This is a genomic window from Microbacterium sp. DMC48, assembly GCF_056313825.1.
In genome coordinates this window covers 1,104,821-1,131,204 of the sequence record NZ_JBQUZN010000003.1, presented here as the reverse complement: position 1 = coordinate 1,131,204, position 26,384 = coordinate 1,104,821, and the positions used below count along the sequence as shown (strand labels likewise).

Genomic DNA, 26,384 nt, shown 5'->3' with positions numbered 1-26,384 from the left:
GCCGCTGCGGAGGGGCCCGTCGATCGCACTCACCGCCGACGTCGCGGGGGAGGGCTCGGAAGTCGCAGCGGGCTCGGCCGCCGCACCCGCCGCGACGGGCACGGCGGAGATCGGGGCGACAGGGGCCGCCGCGGGCGCAGCCGCCGGGACGGGCTCGGCCACCACCTCCGTCGCGGACGCGGTGGCCTCGGTGAAGCTGCCGTCCGGGCTGACCACGAGCGCCCACCGCGTCGCGCCATCGACGACGGTCGCCGTGACGGGCTCCCCCGCCGACGCGGCCATCAGCCGGATCGACTCGACGATGCGACTGCGCAGCCCCTCCTGCGTCGAGGCGAAGACCTCGTCGACCTCACCGGCGAGGTGGATCTCGGCGGCGGTCTGCGAAGTCACGAGCACGGTGGGTTCGAAAGTCACGCCTCCGAGTATCCCATCCGGTGCTGCTCGCCGCCGGGGGCGGGGCCTCACCCGGCGGCGAGCAGGTCATCCACGGTGCGGCGCACCTCGGCATCCGTCCCGGCATCCGTCCCGGCATCCGCGCCGGTCGCCGTGAGCGTGAAAGCACGCGCCGCGACGTCGAAGACGAGCTCCACCCGATGCTCCGCATGCACCCAGCGCAGCACCCCGGTGGCGTCTTCCAGCTCGGCGGTGAAGTCGCCGTCGAAGGCCGGATGCGCGGCCCGCAGCCGCAGCAGCTCGCCCAGAGCGCGCACGACCGGGCGGTCGAGCTCGGCGGCGATCTCCTCGGGCGTGTAGTGATGGCGGTTGACGTCGCGACCGACCCCCGTGGCCCGCAGGAGGTCGACGTCGTTGCGACCGGCGAACAGGCCGACGTAGTACACCTGCGGGATGCCGGGCACCATCAGCTGGATCAGCCGCGCCAGCAGGTAGGCGCGATCGTCGGCGCCGACCGCGTCGTAGTAGGTGCAGTTGACCTGGTAGAGGTCGAGGTTCGACGCCGCGGCGCCCGTGGCGAGCCGGCTCGTTCCACCGCTCGCGGCATGGATCGCCTCCACGAGCGCGTCGATCTGCGCGGGCGCGAGCAGCCCCGGAACCCCGGGCTTGAGGTCGCTCTCGCCCACGTCGACGATGCCGATGCCGTCGTGGGTGTCGAGCACCGTGATGGTGTTCGCCGGGCGCACGGCGAGCCACTGCGCGAGCGGGCGGAGGTCGTGCGCGTGCAGCGCGTGCAGCACGAGCGGGGGCAGCGCGAAGTCGTAGACGTAGTCGACGCTGCGGGCGATGTCGATCTGCTGGGTGAAGTGGCCGTGCACCTCCAGCAGCACCTGCATGCCGCGCTCGTGCGCGAGCGCGAGGATGCGCTGCGTGTACCGATCGGTGGATGCCGTCATGAAGCAGTCGGTGCCGGCTTCCTTGCCCGTGTAGCCGACGGCATCCAGGCGCAGCATGGTCACGCCGGCGCCGGCGAGGGCGTCGATGACCGAGACGAGATAGTCCCATGCCACCTCCGTGCGCAGGTCGATGTCGACCTGGTCGGCGGTGAAGGTGGTCCAGACGAGGCGCTTGCGCCCGCCCAGCTCCATCACCGTGAAGGGCAGGCCGGGCCGCGGGCGGTAGATCCGGGCGAGGTCGTCTTCCCGGGCGCCGTCGGGGAACACCGCGTCGAGGGTGAGGAACATCGCCGCGAAGGGCGAGGCGTCGCCGCGGCGGCGGACGTCCTGGAAGGCGTCCGATTCGGCCGAGACGTGGTTGACGATGACGTCGCTCATGACCACGGCCTCGCCGCTCAGGGCGCGGACGTCGTCCCAGGTGCCCAGTCGCGGATCGATGCGGGTGTGATCGCTGGGATCGAAGCCGGCGTCGGCTCCGTCGAACGGGGTGAAGTACGGCAGCAGGTGGATGCCGCCGAACATCCCGGCCAGGCGCGTCTCGAGCAGGTCGCGCACACCGGTGACGGTGCCGGCGAGGCGGTCGACGTAGGTGATCAGCTGCGGGGGCGTGCTGTTCATGAGAGGTCCTTCCAGAGATCAGGATGCCGCGCAGATCACGCTCGGCGGAGGATGCGGCGCAGCCACGCCCGGCGGGCGCGGCGGGCGTCGCGGGAGATCGGCAGCCACGGGGCCATGAGGTCGAAGGCATGCGTTCCCCCGGGCCACACGTGCAGCTCCGCGTCTCCGCCCGCGCGCCAGATGGCGTCGGCGAAGGCGACGCACTCGTCGCGGAAGGTCTCCGCCGAACCGACGTCGATGAACATGGGCGGCAGATCGCTCAGATCGGCCGCGAGAGCGGCGGACGCGTACGGCGACACCGGAGCATCGCGGTCGTCGTCGCCGAGGTAGGCCGCCCAGGCCACCTCGTTGGCGGCGCGGTCCCAGGATCCATGACCGGCCATCTGCTTCGCCGAGGGAGAGCTGGAGCGATGGTCGAGCATCGGCGCCTGCAGGAGCAGGCCCAGGGGCCGCGGCCCGCTGTGGTCGCGGGAGTAGAGCGCGAGCGCGGCGGCCAGGCCGGCGCCGGCGCTGACGCCGGTCACCACGATGCGCTCGCGATCGAGCGCGGCCGGGGCCTGCGGTCCGCTCACCCAGCGCAGCGCCGCCATCGCGTCCTCGAGCGCCGCGGGGTACGGATGCTCGGGGGCGAGGCGGTACTCGACCGACACGACAGCGCAGCCCACACGATCGGCCAGCGCGATGAGGGCGGGCATCTCGGAGTCGGCGTCGCCGGAGACGAGCCCGCCGCCGTGCAGGTGCAGCAGCACCGGCACGGGCCGGCACGCCTCGACCGGCACGCTGACGACGACCGGCACGGCCGAGGAGCCGACGCCCACCGTGTGCAGCGTGCGGACGAAGGCGCCGTGGGCGGTCAGCTCGGCCTCGGTCGCCGGCGCGGCGTTGCGTCGCAGACGGGGGACGTCGTCGGCGGTGATGGACACGACGATGTCGTCGAGTTCGTCGAACGCGCGCGCGACCCCCGGGTCGAGTGGCGGCCGGGCGGTGGAGCTCATCCCTTCACCGCGCCCTGGAGCAGCGCCGCGACGAACTGCCGCTGGAACACCAGGAACACGATCAGCGTGGGCAGCAGGATGAGGATCGAGCCCGCACACAGCAGCGGGATGTCGGTTCCCCACTGCCCCTGGAACGCGCCGAGAGCACCGGCCATCGTGCGCTTCGTGGGGTCGTCGACGAGAACGATCGCGAGCAGGAACTGGTTCCAGGTCCACAGGAACAGCAGGATCGCGAGCGACGAGATCGCCGGGCCCGACAGGGGCACGTGGATGCGCCAGAACAGCTGCCAGGTGGTGGCGCCGTCGGTCCGCGCGGCCTCGGTGAGCTCGTGCGGCATGTTGACGAAGTGCGCGCGCATCCACATGACGGCGAACGGCATGAACAGACCGATCAGCGGGAGGACGATGGCCCACTGGGTGTTGAGCAGGCCGTAGCTGCGGATCTGGTAGTAGATCGGCACGATGATGCCCTCGATGGGCAGCGTCAGACCGAGGACGAAGACGACGAAGAGGGTGCGCGAGAAGGGCACCTTCAAGTGACCGAGGGCGAAGCCCGCGAGGGTCGCCACCAGAAGGCTCACGGGAACGACGCCGAGCTCGATGAGCATGCTCGAGCCGAGCATCTTGAGCATGTCGGCGGACTGGAACGCGAGTGCGAAGTTGTCCCAGTGCGGCTCGTCGGGCCACGACAGACCGGCGGGATAGGTGCCCGGGGCGTGCAGCGCGGTGACGAACAGCGAGATGAACGGGATGATCGTCAGCGCCATGACGACGATGAGCAGGAGGCGGCCGGACCACACCTCGACGGCGGAGGTCTTCATCAGCTCTCGTCCTTTCCGCGGGTGAGCTTGTTCAGCGGCAGCACGACGGCGAGCACGAGCACGGTCAGCACGACCGCGAGTGCGGAGGCCTGTCCGACCTGGCGCTCGAAGAAGGCGAGGTAGTAGATCTCGAGCCCGGGCACCATGGTGCTGCGGCCGGGCCCGCCCTGCGTCGAGATGTAGATGATGTCGAAGCTGCGCAGGGCCCCGATCACGGTGATCAGTACCGCGACGCCGAGTTCCTGACGGATGGCGGGCAGCGTGACCGTGAAGAACTCACGGATGGGCCCCGCACCGTCGATACGAGCGGCCTCGTACAGGGCGGGATCGATCTTGGTCATGCCGGCGAGCAGCAGCAGCATGCAGAGGCCCAGCGACACCCACGCACCGATGACGCCGACGGCCGGCAGCGCCGTGTCGAAGTCGCCGAGCCACGCGCGGGTGATGCCGCCGAGGCCGATCGCCGTGAGGAACTGGTTGATCGCGCCGTCGGCGGCCAGCAGCCAGGTCCACATGATGCCCGCCGCGACCAGCGGGATGACCTGCGGGAGGAACAGGACGGTGCGCGACACCGATGCGAGGCGGCTGCCTCCGAGCTTGCGGATGAGGGCCGCGGCGATGAGGCCGACCGTCACCGGGATGATCGAGAAGTAGAGGATGAGGGTCAGCGCGTTGACGATGGGACCGAGCAGTTGCGCGTCGGTGAAGATACGCACGTAGTTGTCGATGCCGGCCCAGGTCGCGGTGGTGACGCCGTTCCAGTTGTAGAAGGAGTACTGCACGGTCGAGCCGAGCGGCACGAGGACGAACAGCGCGTAGAAGGCCAGCGCGGGGGCGACGAGCGCGAGACCGACGACAGCCTCCCGCGACCATCGCGCGCGGCGCGGGCGATGGTCGCGGGTCGCCGTCGCACGGTCCCGCGCGGCCCGGGTCTCCCCGGGCCGCGTGGACGTGCTCATGGATCAGCCCTTCTTGCTGCTCAGGTAGTCGGTCTGCACCTGGGTGAGCAGGCCGGCGGGGGTCTGCTTGCCGGCGAACAGCTCCTGCAGGTTGGGCGTGAGGCTCTTCGCGTAGATCGAGCCGGTGGCGTTGGCGATGAAGTCCATCGACCCGTTGTTCTGCGACAGCTGCGCGCCGGCGGCGAGCGTCTCCGCCGTCACCGTGCCGTCCTTGACGGCGGGCATGAAGGCGTCGGCCGGTCCCATGGGGTGCGAGCCGCCCTTCTCGACGGCGATCGTGCGGGCCGTCTCGTTGGTGGCGACCCAGTTGAAGAAGAACGCCGCGCAGTCGGGGTGAGCGGCCTTCGCCGACACACCGTACGTCAGCGGAGCCGACATGGCACCGTTCTGACCGCCGGCCTCCAGCGGCGGAGCGAGGAAGAAGCCCACGTCGCCCGGCATCTGGGTGTCGAAGTTGCCCGATTCCCAGTCGCCGTCGAAGATGAACAGGCTCTGTCCGCTGGTGAACCGGCTGATCATCTGCGAGTAGTCCATCGAGTTCGCGTCGTCGGCGAAGTATCCCGCCTTGATCCAGGAGTCGAGGTGCTCGGCGGCCTTGACGTTCTCCGGGGTGTCGATCGTGGCGCCGTCCTTGAGGAAGATCCAGTCGTTGATCGTGCTCGGCTTGCCGTAGCTGGCCATCAGCGCCTGCAGCGGGAAGGCGAGGCCACCGGTCGCGCCGCCGTTGAACTGCGCGATCGGGGTGATGCCGGCATCCTTCGCCTTCTGCAGGTCGGCGTCGAGCTCGGCCAGCGTCGTGGGCGCGGAGGTCATGCCGATCTGTGCGGCGAGCTTCTTGTTGTAGAAGACACCGGTGACGGAGTAGTTGACCCCCATCGCGTACAGCGAACCGTCGCCGCGCTGACCCTGGTCGTTGACCCGCAGCTGCTCCAGCTGCGACGACGGCCACTTGTCCCAGCCGTAGCCGGTCGCGTAGGCGTCGAGGTTGTACAGCAGCTTGTCGTTCACCAGGTCGACGATGGTGGGCAGGCGCATGATGTCCGGCGGAGAGTCGACGAGCACGCGGGGCGCGTTCTGCGTGATGACCGCGAACTGGTCTTCGCGGGTGTTGAAGGTCACGTTCGGGAACTGCTTCGTGAACTCCGCGGTGAGGTCGTTGAACAGCGGGAAGCCGGTTTCGACGTAGGCGCTGAGGGTGACCGGGTCGGTACCGCAGCTGAGGGTCACGGCACCGGTCGGCGCCTGGGTGCCGGAGGTGTCGGCTCCGGGAGGGGCACAGGCGGTGAGGGCAAGGCCCGCGGTCACGGTCGTGGCGAGAACCGCCCAGCCGCGCATGCGCTTCGTGTTCGACATCGTTGTCTGCCTTTCCATGCAGTTTTCTCGGTGCGAGGAGGATACTTGCTGCTATACCGATTCAGCTCGCGTGCTAAAACGTACTAGCAGATATCGGTCGGCGCAACCCCTCATCGCGGAGGAACGTCCGACCGGAAGGGGGATCCGATGCCGCGCACGCGCGTGACTCTGTCGCAGGTGGCCAAGGAGGCCGGAGTGGCGGCATCCACGGCATCGCTCGTGCTCGCGGGGCGAGCCGACGAGCTGCGGATCTCGGCGACGGCGCAGGAACGCGTGCGCGACGCGGCACGCCGTCTCGGCTACCGCCCCAACGCACTGTCGACGGGGCTGCGCACCGGGACGACGCGCACGCTGGGGTTCGTCTCCGACTCGGTGGCCTCGTCGCAACTGGCCGGAGAGATGATCCGCGGCGCGATCGAGGCGGCACGTGCCCGCGGCTATATGGTCTTCGTCGGCGAGACGGCCGGTGACGCGCATCTGGAGCGCGACCTGCTCGACGCGATGTTCGACCGGCAGGTCGACGGGGTGGTGCTGGCCACGATGATGACCCACGCGCGCGCTATCCCGGTGGAGGCGACCCGCATGCCGACCGTGCTGCTGAACATCGAGCCGACCGACGACGCCGACTACGTGCGCGTGCTGCCGGACGAGGTCGCGGCCGGTGCCGACGCCGCGCGCCTGCTCGTGGACAGCGGGCACCGGCGCATCCATCTGATCGGCGTCGGTGACGACCCGGCCACCGCGCACCCCTTCGGCCTCGCCGCCGCCCAACGCCTGCGCGGCGCCCTCGCCGTGTTCGCCGAGACGGGGCAGCAGATCGTGTCGGCTCGTCCGACGGTGCAGTGGCTGCCGCCGGAGGGCTTCCGTCTCGTGTCGGAGGTGCTCGACAGTGGCGCCGAGGTCGATGCGCTCCTGTGCTTCAACGACCGCCTGGCGATGGGCGCCTATCAGGCGCTCCAGGAGCGCGGGGTGCGTGTGCCCGACGACGTCTCGGTGCTCTCGTTCGACGACACGTCGTTCGCCCGCTGGCTGCGCCCGGGCCTGACGACCTTCGCCTTCCCGCAGCGCGCGCTCGGCCGCGCCGCGGCGGAAGAACTCATCGACCTGATCGAGCGCGGTGCCACGACGGACGGATCATCCGCTCCCCCGGCGCACCTGGTTCCGCTGCCGTTGCGGATGCGCGCCTCGGTCGCCGACCGAGCCTAGAGTGTGAGGCTCCTCGATAGGACCACGGAGGCTGGCAACGTCCCGCATCACGTTCGCCCGCCGCCGGCAGGGAAGGGGGTGAGAGCGGGGGTGGGACCGTCACGGCGAAAGAGCGGGGCGGGCAGAAATCCAGCGGCACACCGATAGCGCGCGCAGAGGGTTCTAGCTTCGGTCGCGCTGGGCGTCCCGCCAGCGGCGGGGGCCTGCACCGTCGTTTCCGAGCACGTCGTCTGGATTTCTTAGGACGCAGGTTTTGAGGCTGAGGCAGCCGCAGCCCATGCAACCGGTGAGGTCGTCGCGCAGGTGTTGCAACGAGCGGATGCGGGCATCGAGCTCCTCGCGCCACAGCTGGGACAGGCGCGCCCAGTCCTTCTTGGTCGGGGCGCGACCTTCCGGTAGGGACTCAAGCGCGGTGCGGATGTCTGCGAGGGGTACTCCGACGCGCTGGGATACCCGGATGAAGGCGATGCGGCGAAGAACGTCCCGGCGATATCGACGCTGGTTGCCAGCGCTGCGCTCACTCGAGAGCAGGCCTTGACGTTCGTAGAAGTGTAGGGCTGAGACCGCCACGCCGCTTCGTTTGGCAACGTCACCGACACTCAGGAGCGGGGCGGGCGGGGCGGTCATTTGACCTCAACTATAGTCGAGGTTTTACGGTGACGATGTGACCTCCCCCCACCGCGAAAACGCCCTGCCCGACGCCGTCCCGACAGCCGCGAGCGAGCGGCTACCTGGGGGATCAGTGCGGGAAGCGGGGGTGCTCAGCTCGCGGTATCGATGGGTGAGCGTCGGCCTGTTCCTCTTGGTGATGCTCGACGCATTCGTGGCCCTTGGGGTGACCACGATCATGCCAACGGTCAGTCGAGAACTGGACGGCGCCGGGCTATACGCCTTCGCGTTCGCCGGCCCCGTGGCGGTGAGTGTGGTGGGGATGGTGGCGGCAGGCATCTGGTGCGACCGGTGGAACCCACGGAGCGCTCTGGTCATCTCGGTGGCCATCTTCACGGCAGGGCTCACCGTAATAGCACTGGCTCCGAACATGGTGGCTTTTGTCGGCGGTCGGTTAGTCCACGGGCTCGCTGGCGGAGCGGTGACGGTCGCTCTGTACGTTGTCGTCGCCCGGATCTACCCGCAAACGCTACACGCGAAGGTTTTCGCCGCTTTCGCTACCGCCTGGGTCATCCCCTCCCTGATCGGTCCGGTTGCGGCTGGTGTGCTTGCCGAGACGATCGGGTGGCGCTGGATTTTCCTTGGAGTGGTGACGCTTGTGATTCTCGCGATGCTGATCGTCGTCCCGGCAATGCGCGCCGTTCGCGGAACCGCGAATCATTCCCCGATCGGACGCGCAGAAGTCGTGCGCATCGGTCTGGCCGTGGTCGTTGCGGCGGCCGCTCTCGTCATTGCCGTTGCGGCTGAGATGCGCGGGCCCATCCAATCGATCGGGCCGATCGTCGCAGCAGCCATCGTGCTTATCGCGCTTCGCCCGCTCATGCCCGCCGGAACATTACGCGCCCGCCGCGGTCTCCCCAGCGTCGTCCTTCTCCGCGCCCTCTTGACTGCCACCTTCTTGGCAGCGGAGGTCTATGTGCCGCTGCTCCTCATCGCTCATTACGGCGCATCTGCCGCTCTTGCAGGCCTCGCCCTCACGGCTGGGGGACTCAGCTGGTCAGCAGCCTCGTGGATGCAGGGCCGATTCCCACAGATCGGTCATGTCCTGGCGGCGCGAATCGGAGCAACAGGGCTCACCGTTGGCGTTGGGTCCCTAGTGATTGCATCGCTCATGAGCGCGACGCCGGTCGTCGTCGTCATCGGATGGACTTTCGCCGGTGCTGGAATCGGACTCATCTATCCGCGGCTAGGCGCGCTCGCGCTCGGGTACTCGACCGCCGACAACCAAGGCTTCAACAGCTCCGCACTCACGATCGGCGAAGCGACCGCGTCTGCACTCGCGCTCGCCTCGATGGCAGTCGTGTTCTCTGCGTTCGGTGGCACAGATACCTCAACCTCATTCGCGGCTGTCTTCGCCCTCGCGGGGGCGCTCTGCGCGCTTGGGTGGCTCTGCAGCCCTCGCATCGCCGCACGTCCAGAACTAACGCCCCCCCTCTAGCCCCCCAACAGTGCATCCAAAACCGATCGTCCTCGGCCCTCTCCGTTCCACGCCTGCCTGGTTGGCCTTCTGCCAGCGCCCTGGCTAGGGGCTGCTGTCAGCTCGTCACCGTCAGCTCCCCGCCTGCGGGCGCGACAGATAGGGCTGTACCCGCTTCACCTGTCACCACACCGGCTTCAGCGGTGTCGGCGGCTTCGGCATGTCCAAGCTCCTCGCCGGCGTCCGCAAGATGCTCACCGATGCCGCGGCCTAGACCCGAAAGACGGAATGGACCGGGCCGCACACCGCGCGCCCCTGAAGCTCGACGAGCTCCATCAGCACCGCCGTCCCCGCCAGCTGCAGCCCGAGCTCGTCGAGCAGGTGCTGGCCCGCGCGCAGGGTGCCGCCCGTGGCGAGGATGTCGTCGACCAGCAGCACGCGCGTTCCAGCTGCGAGGTCGTCGCTCATCTCGATCTCGGCCGTGCCGTACTCGAGGGCATACGACACGGATGCCGCGGGCCGCGGCAGCTTGCCCGCCTTGCGGATCGGGGCCATGCCCACACCCGCCGCGATCGCGACGGCGCCGGCCAGCATGAACCCGCGGGCCTCGACACCTGCGACGACGTCGAACTGCCCGACGAAGGGTTCGATCACGGCATCCACGACGGTGCGCAGGGCCCGCGCGTCGGCGAGCAGCGGGGAGATGTCGCGGAACAGCACGCCCGGTTGCGGGAAGTCGGGGATGCCGGCGATGAGCGATTCGGCGTGGGCGAGGGCCTCGGAAGTCACCGGTCAAGGCTAGTCGCCGCCGGACGCGACCCGATCCGGATGCTCGCCCGCCATGTGCGCAAGCGCTTGCGCTACGCTGATGCCATGACGTCGCAGTTGACCTTCTCCCTCCCCGACATCGGCGAGAGCCGCCCCGGCGCCGAATGGTGGCGCACCGCGGTGATCTACCAGATCTACCCGCGCTCCTTCGCCGACGCCTCCGGCGATGGCATCGGTGACCTCCCCGGCGTGACGGCGCATCTCGACGACCTGCGCGCCCTGGGCGTTGACGCCGTGTGGCTGAGCCCCTTCTACCGCTCTCCGCAGAAGGATGCCGGATATGACGTCGCCGACTACTGCGACGTCGACCCCCTGTTCGGCACGCTCGCCGACTTCGACGAGATGCTCGCCGGCGCGCACGATCGCGGCATCCGCGTGATCGTCGACCTCGTGCCCAATCACAGTTCCGACCGGCATGTCTGGTTCCAGGAGGCGCTGGCCGCAGCCCCCGGCAGTGCCGCGCGCGCCCGCTACCTCTTCCGCGACGGCAAGGGTGAGAACGGCGAGCTGCCGCCGAACAACTGGGAGTCGGTCTTCGGCGGCCCGGCCTGGACCCGTGTGACCGAGGCCGACGGCACGCCGGGGCAGTGGTACCTGCACCTGTTCGACACGAGCCAGCCCGACTTCGATTGGTCGAACCCCGAGGTGCAGGAGGAGTTCCGCGGCATCCTGCGGTTCTGGCTCGACCGCGGCGTCGACGGCTTCCGCGTCGATGTCGCGCACGGCCTCGTCAAGACCGACGGTCTGCCCGACCACCTGCCCGCGGTGGATGCTGACAGCATGGGCGGCTCCGACGACGACGTGCCGTACTGGGGTCAGGAGGGCGTGCACGAGATCTACCGCGACTGGCACCGCGTGCTCGCCGCATACGACGGCGACCGTGCGCTCTGCGCCGAAGCGTGGCTTCCCACCGTCGACCGCACCGCCGAGTGGGTGCGCTCCGACGAGATGCACCAGGCGTTCAACTTCCCGTACCTCATGACGGAGTGGGATGCCGCGGCCATCCGCGAGGTCATCTCCGAGTCGCTGCGGGCGTTTCCCGCCGTCGGCGCCCCGGCCACCTGGGTGCTGTCGAACCACGACGTCGTGCGCCACGCATCGCGGCTCGCGCTGACCGCCGAGAACCCGCAGGGCCACGGCATCGGTCCCGACTCCCCCGGCCAGCCGATTCCCGAGGTGGGGCTGCGTCGCGCCCGCGCCGCGACGACCGTGATGCTCGCCCTGCCCGGCTCCGCATACCTCTACCAGGGCGAGGAGCTCGGCCTTCCCGAGGTCATCGCGCTGCCGCCCGCGTCTCGGCAGGATCCGACCTGGTTCCGTACCGACGGCGAGCGCTACGGCCGCGACGGGTGCCGGGTGCCGATCCCGTGGACCGCGGATGCCGCCGCCTACGGCTTCAGCCCGACGGGCCAGTCGTGGCTGCCGCAGCCGGCCGAATGGGCCACGCTCGCCCGCGACGCGCAGGAGTCCGACCCCGACTCCACGCTGTGGCTGTACCGCACGCTGCTGGCGACCCGCCGCGCCGAGGGCCTCGGAGCGGCGACGCTGGAGTGGCTCGACGGCTACGGCGACGACGTGATCGCGTTCCGTTCCGGTCGCGTCACCGTGCTCGCCAACGCGGGCTCGACGCCGATGACGCTGCCCTCGGGCACCGTGCTGGTGGCGAGCGCACCGTTCGACGACACGGAGCTGCCCGTCGACGTCGCGGTATGGATGGTCGCGGACTGACGTGACCGGCATCGAGGAGGTCGCGCGCGCCGCCGGCGTCTCGACGGCGACGGTGTCGCGCGCCCTCAGCGGACGGGGGCGCCTGTCGGAGGCGACGCGCGAGCGGGTGCGCGCGTCGGCCGCCGAGCTCGGCTACGTCGTCTCGGCCGCGGCATCCACCCTCGCCTCCGGGCGCGCCGAGAACATCGGGGTGATCGTTCCGCTTCTGGATCGGTGGTTCTTCGCGACGGTGCTCGACGGCATCGCCGCGCAGCTCGCGCCGCGCGGCTACGACATGACGCTGTACAACCTGACCGACGACCCGGAGCAGCGCCGGAACCTGTTCGAGACCTCGCTGCGCCGACGGCGCGTCGACGGCCTCATCGTGCTGTCGGTCGAGCTCAGCGTCGACGAGCGACGTCAGCTCGGGGCGCTGCCCGTTCCCGTCGTCGGGCTCGGCGTCCCCCACGCCGACGTCGCCGGGCTGCGCGTCGACGACACGGCCGTGGGGCGCCTCGCGACCGCGCACCTGCTCGGACTCGGCCACCGCGACATCGTGCACCTCGGGTGGAGCCTCGCCGACGACGCGGGCGAGACCCTCGACATCCCCACCCGGCGGCGCCGCGGATTCGCCCAGGCGATGCGGGATGCCGGTGTCGCCGAGCCCCGTTTCGTCGCGGCCGACTTCACCGTCGAGGGCGCGCGCCGCGTGTCCCGCGAGCTGCTGTCCGGCCCCGACGCGCCCACCGCGATCTTCGCCGCGTCGGACGAGATGGCGTTCGGCGTGCTCGCGGCCGCGCGGGAACTCGGTGTCGAGGTGCCCGGCAGGCTGTCGGTCATCGGGGTCGACGGGCACGAGCTGGCGGGACTGTTCGCGCTGACGACGATCGAGCAGTTCCCGCACGCGCAGGGCGAGCGCGCCGGACAGGCGGTGCTCGCGGCCTTGGGCGTCGAGGATGCGCCAGCCGGCCCGGCATCCCTGCCCTTCGAGCTCGTGGTCCGCGGCTCGACGGCGCCGCCGCGCTGACCTCTCGGTTCACGCCGCCGGCGGGCTCGGGGAGGACGGCCAGGCGACCGCCGCGTACTCTCGATGGCATGAGCATCGATCTCGAAGCCCTCTACATCGACCTGCACCGCCACCCGGAACTGTCGTTCCAGGAGACCCGCACGGCGGGCGTGATCACCCGTGAGCTCGCCGCTCTCGGACTCGACTACGTCGAAGGCCTCGGCACGACCGGCGTCGCCACGAGCATCACCGGCACCGCCGCCGGCGACGGCCCGGTGGTGTGGCTGCGGGCCGACATGGACGGCCTTCCGGTGGCCGAGCAGACCGGTCTCGCCTACGCCAGCACCGCCCGCGGCATCGACCCGGCCGGCACCGACGTGCCCGTGATGCACGCGTGCGGCCACGACATGCACGTGACGGCCCTGCTCGGCGCGCTCGAGCGGCTCGCAGCGACCCGCGACGAGTGGTCGGGAACCGTCGTCGCCGTCTTCCAGCCCGCGGAGGAGTACGGCGCCGGCGCACAGGCGATGATCGCCGACGGCGTGCTCGACCGGTTTCCGAAGCCCGACATCGTGCTCGGCCAGCACCTGACGCCGCTTCCCGCCGGCACGATCGGCGTGCGCCCCGGAACGCAGATGGCGGCCTCGGACGGGCTCACCGTGCGCCTGCTCGGCCGCGGCGGCCACGGCTCGCGTCCGCACGCCACGATCGACCCGGTCGTGATGGCTGCGGCCACGGTCATGCGCCTGCAGACCATCGTGTCGCGCGAGATCGACCCGCGGGAGATGGCCGTCGTCACCGTCGGCTCGATCCACGCGGGACTGAAGAACAACATCATCCCCGCCGAGGCGAAGCTCGAGTTGAGCCTGCGCTACCCCGACGACGAAGCGCGCGCCGATGTGCTGGCGCGCGTGGAGCGCATCGTGCGGGCGGAGGCCGCGGCATCCGGAGCGGAGCAGGAGCCGGTCATCACGACCGACCACTCCCTGCCGCCGACGATCAACGACCACGACGCTACTGCGCGCCTCAGCGCCGCGTGGGACCGCGCCTTCGGCGAGGGGACGGTCGTCGACCCCGGCATGTTCACCGGCAGCGAGGACGTCTCGTGGTTCGCGCGCGAAGCCGGCGTGCCGCTCGTCTACTGGTTCTGGGGTGGCCTCGACCCGCAGCAGTTCGCGGATGCCGTCGCGCGCGGCACCGTCAACGAGGACATCCCCACCAACCACTCCCCGTTCTTCGCTCCGATCCTGCACCCCACGATCGAGCGGGGCGTGGACGCGCTCGTCGTCGCGGCGCGGGAGTTCCTGGGATGAGCCTCGAGGATCTGTTCGGTCCGCAGCCCGACGAGCCGGAACGCGCGGCGGGGCGCGAGGGGCGCGAGCAGCGCGCGCCGCGCGAGCCCCGGCCCGCCCGCGAGCCGAAGCCACCGCGCGAACCCCGCCAGCCGAAGCCACCGCGCGAGCCCCGCACCCCGGGAGGCGGAGGCGGCTCGCGCATGACGCTGATCCTCGGAATCGTCGCCGCCGTGCTGGCGGTGGCGGTCGTCGCCGTGGTCGGCTTCGCGCTGACCCGCCCGTCCGATTCGGCGCAACCGGCGCCCTCGGCACCGTCGGTGTCGACGGATGACGCGTCGGTGCCGGCATCCACCCCCTCTTCGACGCCGAGCCCCACGACGACCGCCGCCGCCACGGGGGTGGCGTTCTCGGCCACCGGCTTCACACTCACGAACGCCTCCGGCCAGCCCTTCACCTACCGGTGGGCCGACGAGCCGACCGCCGCCGTCGCGGCCCTCACCGCGGCCTTCGGGGCGCCGCCGACGCAGCGCACGCAGGCCGGCAACGGCTCGACGCTGCCGGATTACACCGTGTACGCGTGGAACGGATTCTCGTTGTTCGAGATGGTCCCGACCGCGACGCTGACCCGGGCCGACTTCTCGCAGCCCGCGTACGCGCTGTTCACCGCGAACGAGGTGGGCGGAGTTCCGGTCACGGCGGAGTTCGGCCTGAAGATCGGGATGAGCGCGGCCGAGGTGCGGGCCCTCACACCCGCTCCCGCGAGCGAGACGCCGCGCCCCTCGGGCAGCATCCGCTTCGCCTTCGACCCGCAGCGTTCGTCGTTCAAGAACGGCACGCCCTCCTACAGCGTGTTCGCCGACACCGACGGGGCCGACGGGCCGGTCGGGACGATCCTGTACTTCTACGCTCCGCAGTAAGTCGCAGCCGCGGATCGGACGGGCGCCCTTCCGCTCTGTTCACAACTCCGGAGATTCGACGCCGCCCGCAGCCGACGCCAGGCCGTTCACCCGTTTCGGGACGACTTCTCCGGAGTTGTGAACGCCGTCCCGCCGTCCCCCACCGCCTCGACCGGCTCTCGGGCGTCGACGAGCCGCTGACCGCTCACCAGGCCGGGCAGTCCGCGGCCGCCGCGCGTGATGAACACGAGCACGACGGATGCCGCGGCGAAGAGGAACTGCACGAACGTCCACGGCTCCGGCACGAGATCCAGCAGCAGATAGCCCCCGATGCCGGCGAGGAATCGCAGCGGCCGCGCCACGGGAGCCGGCAACCGGCCGCCGCGGTAGCGCAGTTCGACGGCCAGGTCTCCCGGCGTGCGGCCGGTGGCGAGGACGACGACGGCCCAGATCGCGATCGGCGTCACCGTGAGCGCGAAGCGACCCGCGGCACCGTCGAGGACGGCGGCATGGTCGCGAACGACGTACTCGAGGAACACCTGCACGGCGACGGCCGAACCGTACCCGACGAGCACGACGCCGAGCAGATCGCAGAACATGGCGAGCAGCCGGCGTCCGCGCGTGACCGGGTGCGGGCGGGCCCCGGCATCCGTCGATCGGCGTACCCACCAACGTCGGGGGACGATCAGCGCGACGAGCGAGCCGAGCACCGCCCCGACCGTGTTCGTGAGCATGTCGTCGACGTCGAAGACGCGGTACGCGCAGGGGTAGAGTCCCCACACCCCGGTGAGCTGGGTGGTCTCGATCGTCAGCGACACCAGCAGACCGGTCGCGAACGCGACGACGATGCCGCGACCTCCGAGCACCCGCAGGAAGAACCCGAGCGGCATGAACAGCAGCACGTTCAGCGCCAGTTGCAGGACGGCGAAGTCGGTGAGGCTGCGGGCGCCGCGAAGGTCGTCGATGAAGGCCCAGATGTTCAGGTTCACGCCCGCGCAGGCGTAATTCTCGGCGTCGGGCAGGGGAAGCAGCGTGTACGTCCAGATGGCCCAGAAGTAGACCAGCGCGGCGGCCCACAGCAGAAATCGCCCGACGGTGAGCCGGCCGCGGCGCCGATAGCTGATCGCCACGAACGGCACGAACAGCACGATTCCCACGACGAATCCGATGCCCAGCGCGACGACCCCCGAGTAGAGCTCATTCCCCATGCGTCGATCCTTGCAGCCTCGCGGCGTCATTCTCACGCTCGCCGGGATTGCGCGGCGACACGCGACCGCGTAATGTCGCCCGCCGTGACAGACGACAGTCGCGGCCCCGGCGAAGAGACGCCGATCGCCAAGCGCATCCTCATCGGCGAGCCCCTCACGAGCGAGGAGCTCGAAGGACAGCTGCTGCCCAAGAAGATGGCGCTGCCGATCTTCGCCTCCGACGCCCTCTCCTCGGTGGCCTATGCCCCGCAGGAGCTGCTGATGATCCTCCTGATCGGCGGCACGGCCTTTCTGGCGCTCAGCCCCTGGGTCGCGGCGGCGGTCGTCGCCCTGCTCATCGTGGTGGTGCTCAGCTACCGCCAGCTGATCAAGGCCTACCCCTCGGGCGGCGGCGACTATGAGGTCGCCCGCACGAACCTGGGCGAGAAAGCCGGCGTCGTGGTCGCGGCGGCCCTGCTGGTGGACTACATCCTGACGGTGGCCGTGTCGGTCGCCTCGGGCGTGGACAACATCATCTCGGCCCTGCCGAACCTCGACCCCTGGCGCGTCGAGCTCGCGGTCGGCTTCGTCGTGCTCATCATCCTGGTCAACCTCCGCGGCGTCCGCGAAGCCTCGACGGCCTTCGCGATTCCGACCTACCTGTTCATCGGTTCGGTCATGCTCATGATCGGTACGGGCCTCGTCCGCTGGATGCTGGGCGATGCGCCGATCGCCGAGAGCGCCCAGTTCGCCGTGCAGGCAGAAGACCTCAGCCAGGCCGCTCTCATCCTGCTGATCCTGCGCGCGTTCTCCAGCGGCTGTTCCGCCCTGACCGGCGTGGAGGCCGTCTCCAACGGTGTTCCGGCGTTCCGCCAGCCGAAGATCCGAAACGCCCAGACGACGCTCGTTCTGATGGGTTCGATCGCCATCACGATGTTCGCGGGCCTCACGGTGCTCGCTCTCGTGGCCGGTGTGCACTACTCGGAGGATCCGTGCCGGCTGATCGGCTTCAACTGCGAGGCGCTCGTGCAGCCGAGCCTCATGGCGCAGGTGGCCGCGGCGACGTTCGGCAACGGCAGCATCCTCTTCTTCGTGGTGCAGGCCGCAACCGCCGCCGTCCTGCTGCTGGCCGCCAACACGGCTTTCAACGGCTTCCCGCTGCTGGGCTCGGTGCTCGCACGCGACGGCTATGCGCCGAAGGCCCTGAACACGCGCGGCGACCGTCTCGTCTACTCGAACGGCATGATCATCCTGGGCCTGGCCGCGGTGCTGGTGCTCGTGATCTTCCAGGCGAAGCTGACCACGCTGATCCAGCTGTACATCATCGGCGTCTTCGTCTCGTTCTCACTCGGCCAGCTCGGCATGGTCAAGCACTGGCGGCGCGAGCTGCGGCTACTCTCCCCGAAGGCGGCGAAGGCACGGCGAGAGGCGATCTCGGGCCTGTTCATCAATGCGCTCGGGGCGACGTTCACGATCGTCGTCCTCGTGATCGTGACGATCACGAAGTTCACCCACGGCGCCTACCTCGTCTTCATCGCGATCCCGCTGCTGTCGTTCCTCATGATCGGGGTGCACCGCTACTACCGCGACGTCTCGCACGAGATCGCCATGGACGACGACGTGCACTACGGCTCGACCGGCGATGTCGCGCTCGTGCTGGTGGGCACGCTGCAGAAGCCGACGGCGAAGGCGATCGACTACGCCCTGTCGGGCAGGCACGACAAGACGTTGGCAGTACACGTCGCGGTCACGGCGGAAGAAGCCCGCGACGTGCAGGAGGACTGGAAGTTCCACAACATGCCGGTCCCCCTCGTGGTGATCGAATCGCCCTACCGGCACTACGCGGCTCCGATCGCCCAGTTCATCACGAAGTACCGCGAGAAGCACGGCAGCGCCGTCGTCACGGTTTACATGCCGCAGTACATCGTCGGTCACTGGTGGGAGACGTTCCTGCACAACCGACGGGCGCGCCGCATCGCACAGCAGCTCATGCTCGTGCACGGTGTGCAGATCACGCTGGTGCCGTGGCTGCTCGACTCGTCGGAGCTGATCTACGGCCGCCGCTCCCGCCCGCTCCTCGGCGATGACCGTCGTGACGGCCGGCTGCCGAGCTACGGACTGGTCGCGCACACCGAAGACGAGAGTTGACGGCATCCGAGGCGGCTCCGTCGCGCCGGAGCCGGGTGGGATGCCGGGGCGTAGCCTAGAGGGGTGACTTCCGCGACCGCGTCCCCCGCTTCCGCCGCGCCTGCGGCGACCCTCGACGCCTCCGCGATCAAGGCGGACTTCCCGATCCTGGCCGAGCAGGTCAACGGACACCCCCTCGCCTATCTCGACTCCGCGGCCACCAGTCAGAAGCCGCTCGCGGTGCTCGACGCCGAGCGCGACTTCCTCACGCACGCGAACGCCGCGGTGCACCGTGGGGCGCACACGCTGGCCGCCGAGGCGACCGAGCTGTTCGAGGACGCCCGAGCCACCGTGGCGGGATTCGTCGGCGCACGGCCTGAGCAGCTCGTCTGGACCAGCGGCGCCACGATGGGCCTGAACCTCGTCGCATACTCGATCGGGAATGCGGGGCTGGTGCGCCCGGGCGACGAGATCGTCACGACGGCGATCGAGCATCATGCCAACCTCATCCCCTGGCAGGAGCTGGCCGCTCGCACGGGCGCCGTGCTGCGACACATCCCCGCCCACGACGACGGCACGCTCGATATGGATGCCGCCGCGTCCCTCATCACGGCGCGCACCCGCGTCGTCGCCTTCACGCACGTCTCGAACGTCCTCGGCATCGTGAACCCCGTCGCCCAGCTCATCGCGCTCGCTCAGGGTGTGGGCGCGATCACGGTGATGGATGCCTGCCAGTCAGCGCCGCACCTGCCGCTCGATCTGCCCGCTCTCGGCGTCGACCTTGCGGTCTTCAGCGGACACAAGATGCTCGGCCCGTACGGTGTCGGCGGACTGTACGGACGCACACCGGTGCTCGAGGCGCTGCCGCCGTTCCTCACGGGCGGCTCGATGATCACGACCGTGACGCTCGATCGCGCCGAGTACCTGCCTCCGCCGCAGCGCTTCGAGGCCGGAACGCAGCCCGTGGGACCGGCGATCGGGCTGGCCGCCGCCGTGCGCTACCTCGACGACATCGGCCTCGATCGCATCCATGCCCACGAGGGCATGCTCGCTCAGCGCATGCGCGCGGGGCTCGCGGAGATCCCTGGCATCCGCCTGCTCGGCGACGCCGCCGGGGTCGAGCGCGTCGGGTTGTGGGCCTTCGACGTCGACGGCGTGCACGCGCATGATGCCGGCCAGTACCTCGACGCGCTGGGCATCGCGGTGCGCGTCGGCCATCACTGCGCGGCGCCCCTGCACTCGCGCTACGGCGTCACGGCCAGCGTTCGCGCGAGCACCGCCCTCTACAACACGACCGACGACGTCGACCGTCTCATCGAGGCCGTCGCCGGCATCCGCCCTTACTTCGGAGTCTGACATGAGCGATCTCGACGCCCTCTACCGTGAGCTGATCCTCGATCACTCCAAGCACCCGCAGCACTTCGGCCTCACCGACGAGGGCGACGCCCCCGCCACGGTCGGCACGATCGGCACCTCGCACCAGAAGAACCCCGTCTGCGGCGACGAGATCACGCTGCGCGCCCGCGTCGACGGCGAGACCATCGCCGACGTGCAGTGGGAGGGTCGGGGCTGCTCGATCTCGCAGGCCTCGGCATCCATGCTCGCCGACCTCGTCGCCGAGGAAGGGCTCAGCCGGGCCGAGGCCCTGCAGCTGATCGAGGGGTTCCGTGAGGCGCTGCGCTCGCGCGGAACGCTCGAGCTCGACGAGGAGGTCTACGGCGACGCCGCGGCCCTGTCGGGGGTGTCGAAGTTCTCGGCACGCGTGAAGTGCGCGATGCTCGCCTGGGTCGCCCTGGAAGACGCCATCGCCAAAGCCTGACGCCCGCCCCCACCCCTTGCCTGGGGCGGCTGCCGAACCGCCACGATCTACGCGAGCCGCCAGGATCTGGCGTAGCGGCTCGCGAGAAACGCAGCGGCTCGGCGAGAAGGAGAGCGAGAGGGAGGGGTCAGGAGCCGAGGAACTCGAGCGCGGCGCCGCGGAAGACGCGGGAGCCGGGCGCGTTGAAATGGTGCCGGTCGGGGATCTCGACGAAGCGTCCCTGCGGGCACGCGGCCGCGAGCGTCTTCGAGCCTTCGATGATGCCGTCCAGCGATCCCGTCGCGAACATCACCGGCTGCTGCGGTGCATGGGCGGGGTCGGGGTCGACGGTCTTCGATGACCGCATGCCCTCGGCGATCGCGAGGAGCGCGCGGAGGTCGTTGCCGGGCACGCGCTCGGTGAGGGCGATGTAGTTCTGCGTCACGCGATCGGTGACCGGCGTGCCGTCAGCAACGAGCGCGCGCACCTGGTCGAGGTCGAGCCGCGCCAGCGGGATGCCGTCGGGAACCCCGCCGAGCACGGCCCGCGGGATGCGCGGGGCGATGTCCTGCACGACCTCCCATCCCACGCGGGCGCCGAGCGAGTAGCCGACGTAGAACGCCTCGTCGACGAGGTAGGTGTCGAGCATCGTCTCGACGTCGCCTGCGAGCTGGCGGATGTCGTACGCGCGGGGCTCGTGCGGCTTGTCGCTGGCGCCATGGCCGCGCTGGTCGAGCGCGAGCACCCGATAGCCGGCGGCGGTGAGGTCGCGCACCCAGCCCGTCGCGACCCAGTTGTCCTTCGTGCTCGAGGCGAACCCGTGCACGACGACGACGGTGGGTGCGTCCTCGTCACCCCACGAGTACGTCGCGATGCGGTAGCCGTCGCCGACCATCAGGTACTGCGGGTCGGGCATCTGCGTGAGGTTCTGAAGCGGCGCGGTCACGGTGTCTATCCTGCCGTCGATTCGGCGGCCCCGGTCGCCGCGGCCGGTCACTCCTCGACGCGGACTTCTTTCCAGAACGCGACATAGCCCGAGAAGTCCTTGCCGACGCGGGCGATGCCGCTCTCGTAGGGCGTCGGGTACGACCAGGCGCGATCGGCCAGCAGCTCGTCGCCGGAACGCACGGAGTAGTACTGGCACTCGCCCTTCCACGGGCAGGTGTAGGGCGTGGGGCTCTCCTGCAGCAGGTCCCAGTTCACGCTCGACGGCGGGAAGTACCAGTTTCCTTCGATGGAGATCAGGTCATCGCGGTCGGCTTCGGCCACCGTGACATCACCCAGAACAGCTTTCATCGCGTCCTCCGCTTCGCTCGCCTCCCACCCTTCCACCGACGCACGCGGCCCGCAACGAGGTCGGCGGCCGGCTGCTGCGGAAGCGGGATGGGCTGCGTGACCACGGCATCCACGACCATCGACCCGTCGGTGGGGCCGATGACGGCGATCGGGGTGGTGAGGGTCGGTTCGGCGGGGTCGACCGGCATACGCTCCAGTGCGCGGTGGGCGCGCAGGTACGCGGGGATGAGGATGACGCTGGCGCCGACCCAGGCCAGCGGGTTGCTCCACACGACGCCGACGAACCCGAAGATGTGGCCGAGCACGACCGCCGCGCCCACGCGCATCGCCAGCTCGACGAGCCCGGTCACCGTCGGGATGACGGTGCTGCCGAGCCCCTGCAGCGTGCCGCGCAGGATGAACAGCACGCCCAGCGCCGTGTAGCTCGCGCCGTTGATGAGCAGCATGAGCGCGGCCAACCGCACGACGGTGTCGCTGCCGTCGCCGACGAACAGGCGCACGAGCGGCGCGCCGAACGTGATGAGCAGTGCGCCGAGCACGACAGCGGCGATCAGCGCCATCCAGATCGCCTGCCCGACGCCGCGACGGATGCGATCCGGGCGGCGCGCTCCCAGGTTCTGGGCGGCGTACATGGATGCCGCGAGCCCGAGAGACTGCAGGAGCGCCACGGCCAGGCCGTCCACGCGGGAAGCCGTCGTGTAGGCGGCGACCGCATCGGCGCCCAGGGTGTTCAGCGCGACCTGCACCGTCAGGGTGCCGATCGCGATGATCGACGCCTGGAACCCCATGGGCAGGCCGAGTCGCAGGTGCTCGACGAGATCGGCTCGCGTGATGCGCCAGTCGGCGCGCTGCACGTGGAGGACGGGCAGCCGACGGCGGACGTAGACGAGGCAGAGGATCACCGACAGCGCCTGCGAGACGACGGTCGCCAGTGCCGCTCCGGCCACGCCCAGTCCGAACGGCCCGACCATGAGGATGACGAGCACCACGTTGAGTCCGCAGGCGATCGTGAGGAACACCAGCGGCGTGCGCGAGTCGCCGATCGCCCGGATGATCGCGGAGAGGTAGTTGAAGCCCATGATGGCACCGGCACCGAGGAAGCTGACCTGGGCGAACACCGTCGCCTCGTCCATCAGCTCCGGAGGCGTCTGCAGCAGGTGCAGGGCGGGTCCGGCCAGCAGCGGCGCGCCCACGGTGAGCACGATCGTCGTGATCGCGGTGAGAATCGTGCCCGCCGCCACCGAGCGGCGCACCGCTGTGACGTCGCGGGCGCCGAAGGCCTGCGCCGTGGGGATCGCGAATCCGCTCGTCAGGCCCCAGGCGAACCCGAGCAGCAGGAACAGCAGACTGCCGGTCGCGCCGACCGCGGCGAGCGCATCGACGCCGAGATGGCGCCCGACGACGATCGCGTCGGCGAACTGATACAGCTGCTGCACGACGTTGCCGATGAGCAGGGGCACCGCGAAGGCGAGGATGACGCGCCAGGGGCTACCGGTGGTGAGAGAACGTGACATACGGCCGGTTTCGAGACGGGGGCGGAAACGGCGAAAGGCGCTCCTCAGGAGAGCGCCGGATTCCAGGCTATCGAATCGATTCGAGAAGCGCAAGGCCCGGCATCTGTCGGTCGCATTCGGCGAGGCCGGTACTGTTGCAGGCATGTCCGTAGGTCTGCTCGCCGTCGTCGATGACATCCTCAGCGCGGCGCTGAAGGCGTCGGCCAAGTCCGCCGGAGTGGTGATCGACGACGCGGCCGTCACCCCGCAGTACGTGCAGGGGCTCTCTCCCGCGCGGGAGCTTCCGGTCGTGGGTCGCATCGCCCTCGGGTCGCTCGCGAACAAGTTCCTCATCATCATCCCCATCGCGATGCTGCTGACCGCGTTCGCACCGTGGGTGCTGCCGTGGCTGCTCATCGTCGGCGGCGGATACCTCTGCTTCGAGGGCGCCGAGAAGGTGCTGGAGTGGTTCGGCTTCCACCACGGCGGTCACGACGACGAGGGAGGGCGTGACGAGAAGCGCCTCGTGATGGGCGCGATCCGCACCGACCTGATCCTGTCGACCGAGATCATGCTGATCGGCCTGTCGAACGTCGATCCCGATCTCGACTTCTGGCTGCGGCTCGCCGTGCTCGCGGTCATCGCACTCGCCATGACGGCGCTGGTCTACGGCGCCGTCGCCCTGCTCGTGAAGATCGATGACATCGGCCTGAAGATGGCCAAGAGCTCCTCGGCGCGCGTGCGCCACACCGGCACCCGCATCGTGCGGTCGATGCCCGCGGTCTTCCGCGTCATCTCGATCGTCGGCACCGTCGCGATGCTGTGGGTGGGCGGCCATCTCGTGCTCGCCAACCTTGGCGAGGTCGGCTGGCATGCCCCGGTCGAACTCCTGCACGCCGTCGAGCACGCGCTCGAACCGCTCGGCCCGGTCGTCGTGTGGATCGGCGACACGGCCGTGTCCGCCGTCGCAGGACTGTGCGTCGGGCTCGTGATCGTCGGCATCGCGCTCGTGATCGGCAAGGCGTTCGGTCGCAACCTGAGCTTCAGCGAGGGGCACCGCGCGCCCCACGGCGAGACCGACTGACGGCGACGACCCCGCGGCCGAGCGGGCGCGGCCCCGCGGCCGAGCGGGCGCGGCCGAGCGGCGACGTCCTCGCAGTCGAGAAACCACATCCACTCCGAGAAACCGTCGGCGCCGTGGTTTCTCGGAGTGGATGTGGTTTCTCGCGTGTGGGCGCGGCGGGCGCGGCGTCAGTCGAGCGTGATGACCGGGTCCACGCCGTCCGGGCGGGTGACGTGGATGCCGCGAGCGTCCGCGACCGTCCACGTCGGCGCCGCCGCGGCGGCGTGCGGGCCGACCCCGATCACGCGCATGCCCGCGGCGAGCCCGGCGGCGATGCCGTTGTCGGAGTCCTCGACCACGATGCATCGCGCGGCATCCACTCCGAGCGCCGCGGCCCCCGCGAGAAACCCCTCGGGATCGGGCTTGCTGCGCGAGACATCACCCGCGGCGATGACGACCGGCGGCATCGGCAGCCCGGCGGCACGCATGCGCGCCGCCGCGAGCTCGGCCGTCGCCGACGTGACGAGGGCGTACGGCACGCCCTCGCGGTCGAGGGCGGCGAGCAGGTCGGCGGCACCGGGGATCGCGACGACGCCGTCGGTCTGCGCTGTCTCGGCGGCGAGCAGCTCGGCGTTCTCGGCGAGGTTGATCTCGTGCGGACGATCGGGAAGCAGCAGCGCCATCGAGTCCTGCCCCTGGCGGCCGTGGATCACCGCGAGCGTCCGTGCCGGATCGACGCCGTGATCGAGCGACCACTGCGTCCACAGGCGCTCGACGACGGCGTGCGAATCGACGAGCGTGCCGTCCATGTCCAGCAGCAGCGCGGCGGCCCGCGTCTCGATGCGAACGACGGATGCCGGCACGCGCAGCACCTCCCACCCGCCGCCGAGCGGTGGCACGTGCCACCCGGCGTGGACGGTGCCATCACCGTCGCGCGACACGATCACCCGGTGCGGCGAGGTCGTGTCGACGAGGTGCACGAGCGCGGCGCCGTCGTCGCGGCGTTCCCCGCGCGTCGCGAGGCGCAGATGAGTGGCGGCGGGGGCATCCTCGAGGGCGGGTCCCGTCACGGACACCTCCTGCCAGAACGTGTCCACCGGCACCGAGCCGACGCCCGGCAACACCAGCGTCCAGCCGTCGCCATCGGCGCGGTCGTGCAGTGCGGCACCGTCGAACGGGTCGGCGGCGAGCAGGCGGTCGCGCTCGGCCCAGGTGTCGCGCTCGACGCGGCGCGCCGACACGGCGGCATCTGCCACACCGGCATCCGCCCGGCCGGCGGCATCAGCCCCGCCTGCGACATCCGCCCCACCGGCCGCGTCCGCGACCTCGACGGCCGCGACGAAGGCCCAGAACGCGCGCAGCGTCGCCTGGGTGTCGAGCGTGGCGCCCTGGTAGGCGATGACGAGATCATGCTCGGGGAGGACGAGACCGAACTGCCCCGCGGCGCCGTCGAGCCGGAACCCGTGGCGGCCACGCCAGACCTGGTAGCCGTAGCCGAGGGCCCAGTCGTTGACCTCGCCGGTGGCCGCAACCGGGCCGTCGAAGGCGGCGGTCTCGGACCAGGGGCGCGACATCTCCTCGACGTACCACGCGGGCGCGACCTGCACGCCGTCGAACGCCCCGCCGGCGCTCAGCATGATGGCCGTGCGCGCGAGGTCATCGACCGTCAGGTGGAAGCCGGACGCACCGTGCTCGATGCCGCCGTAGGGCTGCATCCACCGCTCGCCGATGCCGAGCGGATCGAGCAGTCGCGGGCGCAGGTACGCGGTGAGGGGCTGGCCGGTGACGCCGGTGACGATCGCTGACAGCAGGTGCGTGGCCGGAGAGCTGTACGCGAAGTGCGTGCCCGGGGCGAAGGCGGGCGCCTCGCGCAGCAGCACGAGCGGATCGGCGCCGATGCGCTCGATCTGCGCGGCCGAGTGGCCGGTGTTCATCGTGAGCAGATGACGCACGGTGATGCCGTGCGGGTTCGCCCGACCCACGTGCAGACCCGCAGAATCGTCGAGGCCCAGCCGCCCCTCGTCGGCGAGGAAGCCGATCGCCAGTGCCGTGTAGGTCTTGGATGCCGAGTACACGAGCGCCGGCCGCTCCAGGTGGTACGGCGCCCACGCGGTCTCGAACGCCACCTCGCCGTGACGGGCGACGAGCAGCGCGTGCGGGTCGAGGCCCTCCGCGGCGACGCGCTCGGCCAGCGCGAGGACAGCGGCTTCGGGGATGCCGAGCCCCTCCGGGGCCCGACGGACCAGGGGGCGGGACGACAGGGGACGACGGGACTGCGGCGAGGAAGTCATCTCCTCCACT

General features: G+C 70.4%; 22 protein-coding genes and 1 pseudogene. 10 read left to right on the top strand and 13 right to left on the bottom strand.

What is annotated here, in order from left to right:
* The 6 genes and pseudogenes from ACT53O_RS05180 to ACT53O_RS05155 all read right to left on the bottom strand — a co-directional run.
* Positions 1-414, bottom strand: a pseudogene (locus ACT53O_RS05180) (MinD/ParA family ATP-binding protein); the annotation flags it as partial.
* A 47-nt stretch (positions 415-461) separates the two neighbouring features.
* Positions 462-1,967 carry a sucrose phosphorylase gene (gtfA, locus tag ACT53O_RS05175; RefSeq protein WP_476151523.1) on the bottom strand — a complete coding sequence of 502 codons (1,506 nt, stop codon included), beginning with the start codon at positions 1,965-1,967 and terminating at the stop codon, positions 462-464.
* Between the two features lie 35 nt (positions 1,968-2,002).
* Positions 2,003-2,962, bottom strand: a complete 960-nt coding sequence (locus ACT53O_RS05170; RefSeq protein ID WP_476151522.1) for an alpha/beta hydrolase fold domain-containing protein — start codon at positions 2,960-2,962, stop codon at positions 2,003-2,005.
* Positions 2,959-3,783 (bottom strand): carbohydrate ABC transporter permease, encoded by an 825-nt coding sequence (locus tag ACT53O_RS05165; RefSeq protein ID WP_036318796.1) that lies wholly within the window; start codon positions 3,781-3,783, stop codon positions 2,959-2,961. The genes ACT53O_RS05170 and ACT53O_RS05165 overlap by 4 nt, the downstream gene beginning before the upstream one ends.
* Entirely contained in the window at positions 3,783-4,742 is a 960-nt protein-coding gene (locus tag ACT53O_RS05160; RefSeq protein ID WP_036318793.1) for a carbohydrate ABC transporter permease, read from the bottom strand. The genes ACT53O_RS05165 and ACT53O_RS05160 overlap by 1 nt, the downstream gene beginning before the upstream one ends.
* Before the next feature lie 3 nt (positions 4,743-4,745).
* A complete protein-coding gene (locus tag ACT53O_RS05155) occupies positions 4,746-6,113 on the bottom strand; it encodes an ABC transporter substrate-binding protein (protein ID WP_239498491.1) in 1,368 nt (455 codons plus the stop codon).
* A 129-nt stretch (positions 6,114-6,242) separates the two neighbouring features.
* On the opposite strand from ACT53O_RS05155, the gene ACT53O_RS05150 reads away from it, so the two are divergent.
* On the top strand, positions 6,243-7,301 hold the full coding sequence (locus tag ACT53O_RS05150; protein WP_476151521.1) for a LacI family DNA-binding transcriptional regulator: 1,059 nt from the start codon (positions 6,243-6,245) through the stop codon (positions 7,299-7,301).
* 162 nt (positions 7,302-7,463) lie between these two features.
* On the opposite strand, the gene soxR is transcribed toward ACT53O_RS05150, so the two are convergent.
* Positions 7,464-7,928, bottom strand: coding sequence for a redox-sensitive transcriptional activator SoxR (gene soxR, locus ACT53O_RS05145; protein ID WP_476151520.1), 465 nt, complete (start codon positions 7,926-7,928; stop codon positions 7,464-7,466).
* A 37-nt stretch (positions 7,929-7,965) separates the two neighbouring features.
* On the opposite strand from soxR, the gene ACT53O_RS05140 reads away from it, so the two are divergent.
* Positions 7,966-9,408, top strand: coding sequence for an MFS transporter (locus ACT53O_RS05140; protein ID WP_476151519.1), 1,443 nt, complete (start codon positions 7,966-7,968; stop codon positions 9,406-9,408).
* Positions 9,409-9,657: 249 nt separating this feature from the next.
* Here ACT53O_RS05140 and ACT53O_RS05135 read toward each other — a convergent pair whose 3' ends face one another.
* A complete protein-coding gene (locus ACT53O_RS05135; protein ID WP_036318781.1) occupies positions 9,658-10,176 on the bottom strand; it encodes an adenine phosphoribosyltransferase in 519 nt (172 codons plus the stop codon).
* An 84-nt stretch (positions 10,177-10,260) separates the two neighbouring features.
* On the opposite strand from ACT53O_RS05135, the gene ACT53O_RS05130 reads away from it, so the two are divergent.
* The 4 genes from ACT53O_RS05130 (at position 10,261) to ACT53O_RS05115 (ending at position 15,140) form a co-directional block, all read left to right on the top strand.
* Positions 10,261-11,943 (top strand): glycoside hydrolase family 13 protein, encoded by a 1,683-nt coding sequence (locus ACT53O_RS05130; RefSeq protein ID WP_135949952.1) that lies wholly within the window; start codon positions 10,261-10,263, stop codon positions 11,941-11,943.
* A 1-nt stretch (position 11,944) separates the two neighbouring features.
* Positions 11,945-12,949: a LacI family DNA-binding transcriptional regulator gene (locus tag ACT53O_RS05125; RefSeq protein WP_476151518.1), complete on the top strand. Its 1,005-nt coding sequence runs from the start codon at positions 11,945-11,947 to the stop codon at positions 12,947-12,949.
* A gap of 68 nt (positions 12,950-13,017) precedes the next feature.
* Positions 13,018-14,241 carry an amidohydrolase gene (locus ACT53O_RS05120; RefSeq protein ID WP_036318764.1) on the top strand — a complete coding sequence of 408 codons (1,224 nt, stop codon included), beginning with the start codon at positions 13,018-13,020 and terminating at the stop codon, positions 14,239-14,241.
* Positions 14,238-15,140: a hypothetical protein gene (locus ACT53O_RS05115; RefSeq protein ID WP_476151517.1), complete on the top strand. Its 903-nt coding sequence runs from the start codon at positions 14,238-14,240 to the stop codon at positions 15,138-15,140. Before ACT53O_RS05120 ends, ACT53O_RS05115 begins: the two co-directional genes overlap by 4 nt.
* Before the next feature lie 86 nt (positions 15,141-15,226).
* On the opposite strand, the gene ACT53O_RS05110 is transcribed toward ACT53O_RS05115, so the two are convergent.
* On the bottom strand, positions 15,227-16,327 hold the full coding sequence (locus ACT53O_RS05110) for a VanZ family protein (protein ID WP_476151516.1): 1,101 nt from the start codon (positions 16,325-16,327) through the stop codon (positions 15,227-15,229).
* Between the two features lie 72 nt (positions 16,328-16,399).
* Here ACT53O_RS05110 and ACT53O_RS05105 point away from each other — a divergent pair, with 72 nt between their 5' ends.
* The 3 genes from ACT53O_RS05105 to sufU all read left to right on the top strand — a co-directional run bounded on the left by ACT53O_RS05105 (position 16,400) and on the right by sufU (position 20,252).
* The gene (locus ACT53O_RS05105; protein ID WP_036318755.1) at positions 16,400-18,454 is read left to right on the top strand and encodes an APC family permease; all 2,055 of its coding nucleotides are present in this window, start codon (positions 16,400-16,402) and stop codon (positions 18,452-18,454) included.
* A gap of 63 nt (positions 18,455-18,517) precedes the next feature.
* Positions 18,518-19,789, top strand: a complete 1,272-nt coding sequence (locus ACT53O_RS05100; RefSeq protein WP_476151515.1) for a SufS family cysteine desulfurase — start codon at positions 18,518-18,520, stop codon at positions 19,787-19,789.
* A 1-nt stretch (position 19,790) separates the two neighbouring features.
* Positions 19,791-20,252: a Fe-S cluster assembly sulfur transfer protein SufU gene (sufU, locus tag ACT53O_RS05095; protein WP_112932098.1), complete on the top strand. Its 462-nt coding sequence runs from the start codon at positions 19,791-19,793 to the stop codon at positions 20,250-20,252.
* Positions 20,253-20,379: 127 nt separating this feature from the next.
* Here sufU and ACT53O_RS05090 read toward each other — a convergent pair whose 3' ends face one another.
* The 3 genes from ACT53O_RS05090 to ACT53O_RS05080 are packed head-to-tail and all read right to left on the bottom strand — an operon-like array spanning position 20,380 to position 23,041.
* Entirely contained in the window at positions 20,380-21,177 is a 798-nt protein-coding gene (locus tag ACT53O_RS05090) for an alpha/beta fold hydrolase (RefSeq protein ID WP_476151514.1), read from the bottom strand.
* 47 nt (positions 21,178-21,224) lie between these two features.
* Positions 21,225-21,527, bottom strand: a complete 303-nt coding sequence (locus ACT53O_RS05085) for a DUF427 domain-containing protein (RefSeq protein WP_036318744.1) — start codon at positions 21,525-21,527, stop codon at positions 21,225-21,227.
* Complete coding sequence (locus ACT53O_RS05080) at positions 21,524-23,041, bottom strand: MATE family efflux transporter (protein WP_294979313.1); 1,518 nt, start codon at positions 23,039-23,041, stop codon at positions 21,524-21,526. Before ACT53O_RS05080 ends, ACT53O_RS05085 begins: the two co-directional genes overlap by 4 nt.
* A gap of 142 nt (positions 23,042-23,183) precedes the next feature.
* Here ACT53O_RS05080 and ACT53O_RS05075 point away from each other — a divergent pair, with 142 nt between their 5' ends.
* Complete coding sequence (locus ACT53O_RS05075; RefSeq protein WP_112932100.1) at positions 23,184-24,104, top strand: DUF808 domain-containing protein; 921 nt, start codon at positions 23,184-23,186, stop codon at positions 24,102-24,104.
* Positions 24,105-24,271: 167 nt separating this feature from the next.
* Here ACT53O_RS05075 and ACT53O_RS05070 read toward each other — a convergent pair whose 3' ends face one another.
* The gene (locus tag ACT53O_RS05070; protein ID WP_476151513.1) at positions 24,272-26,374 is read right to left on the bottom strand and encodes an HAD-IA family hydrolase; all 2,103 of its coding nucleotides are present in this window, start codon (positions 26,372-26,374) and stop codon (positions 24,272-24,274) included.
* Between the last annotated feature and the right edge of the window lie 10 nt (positions 26,375-26,384).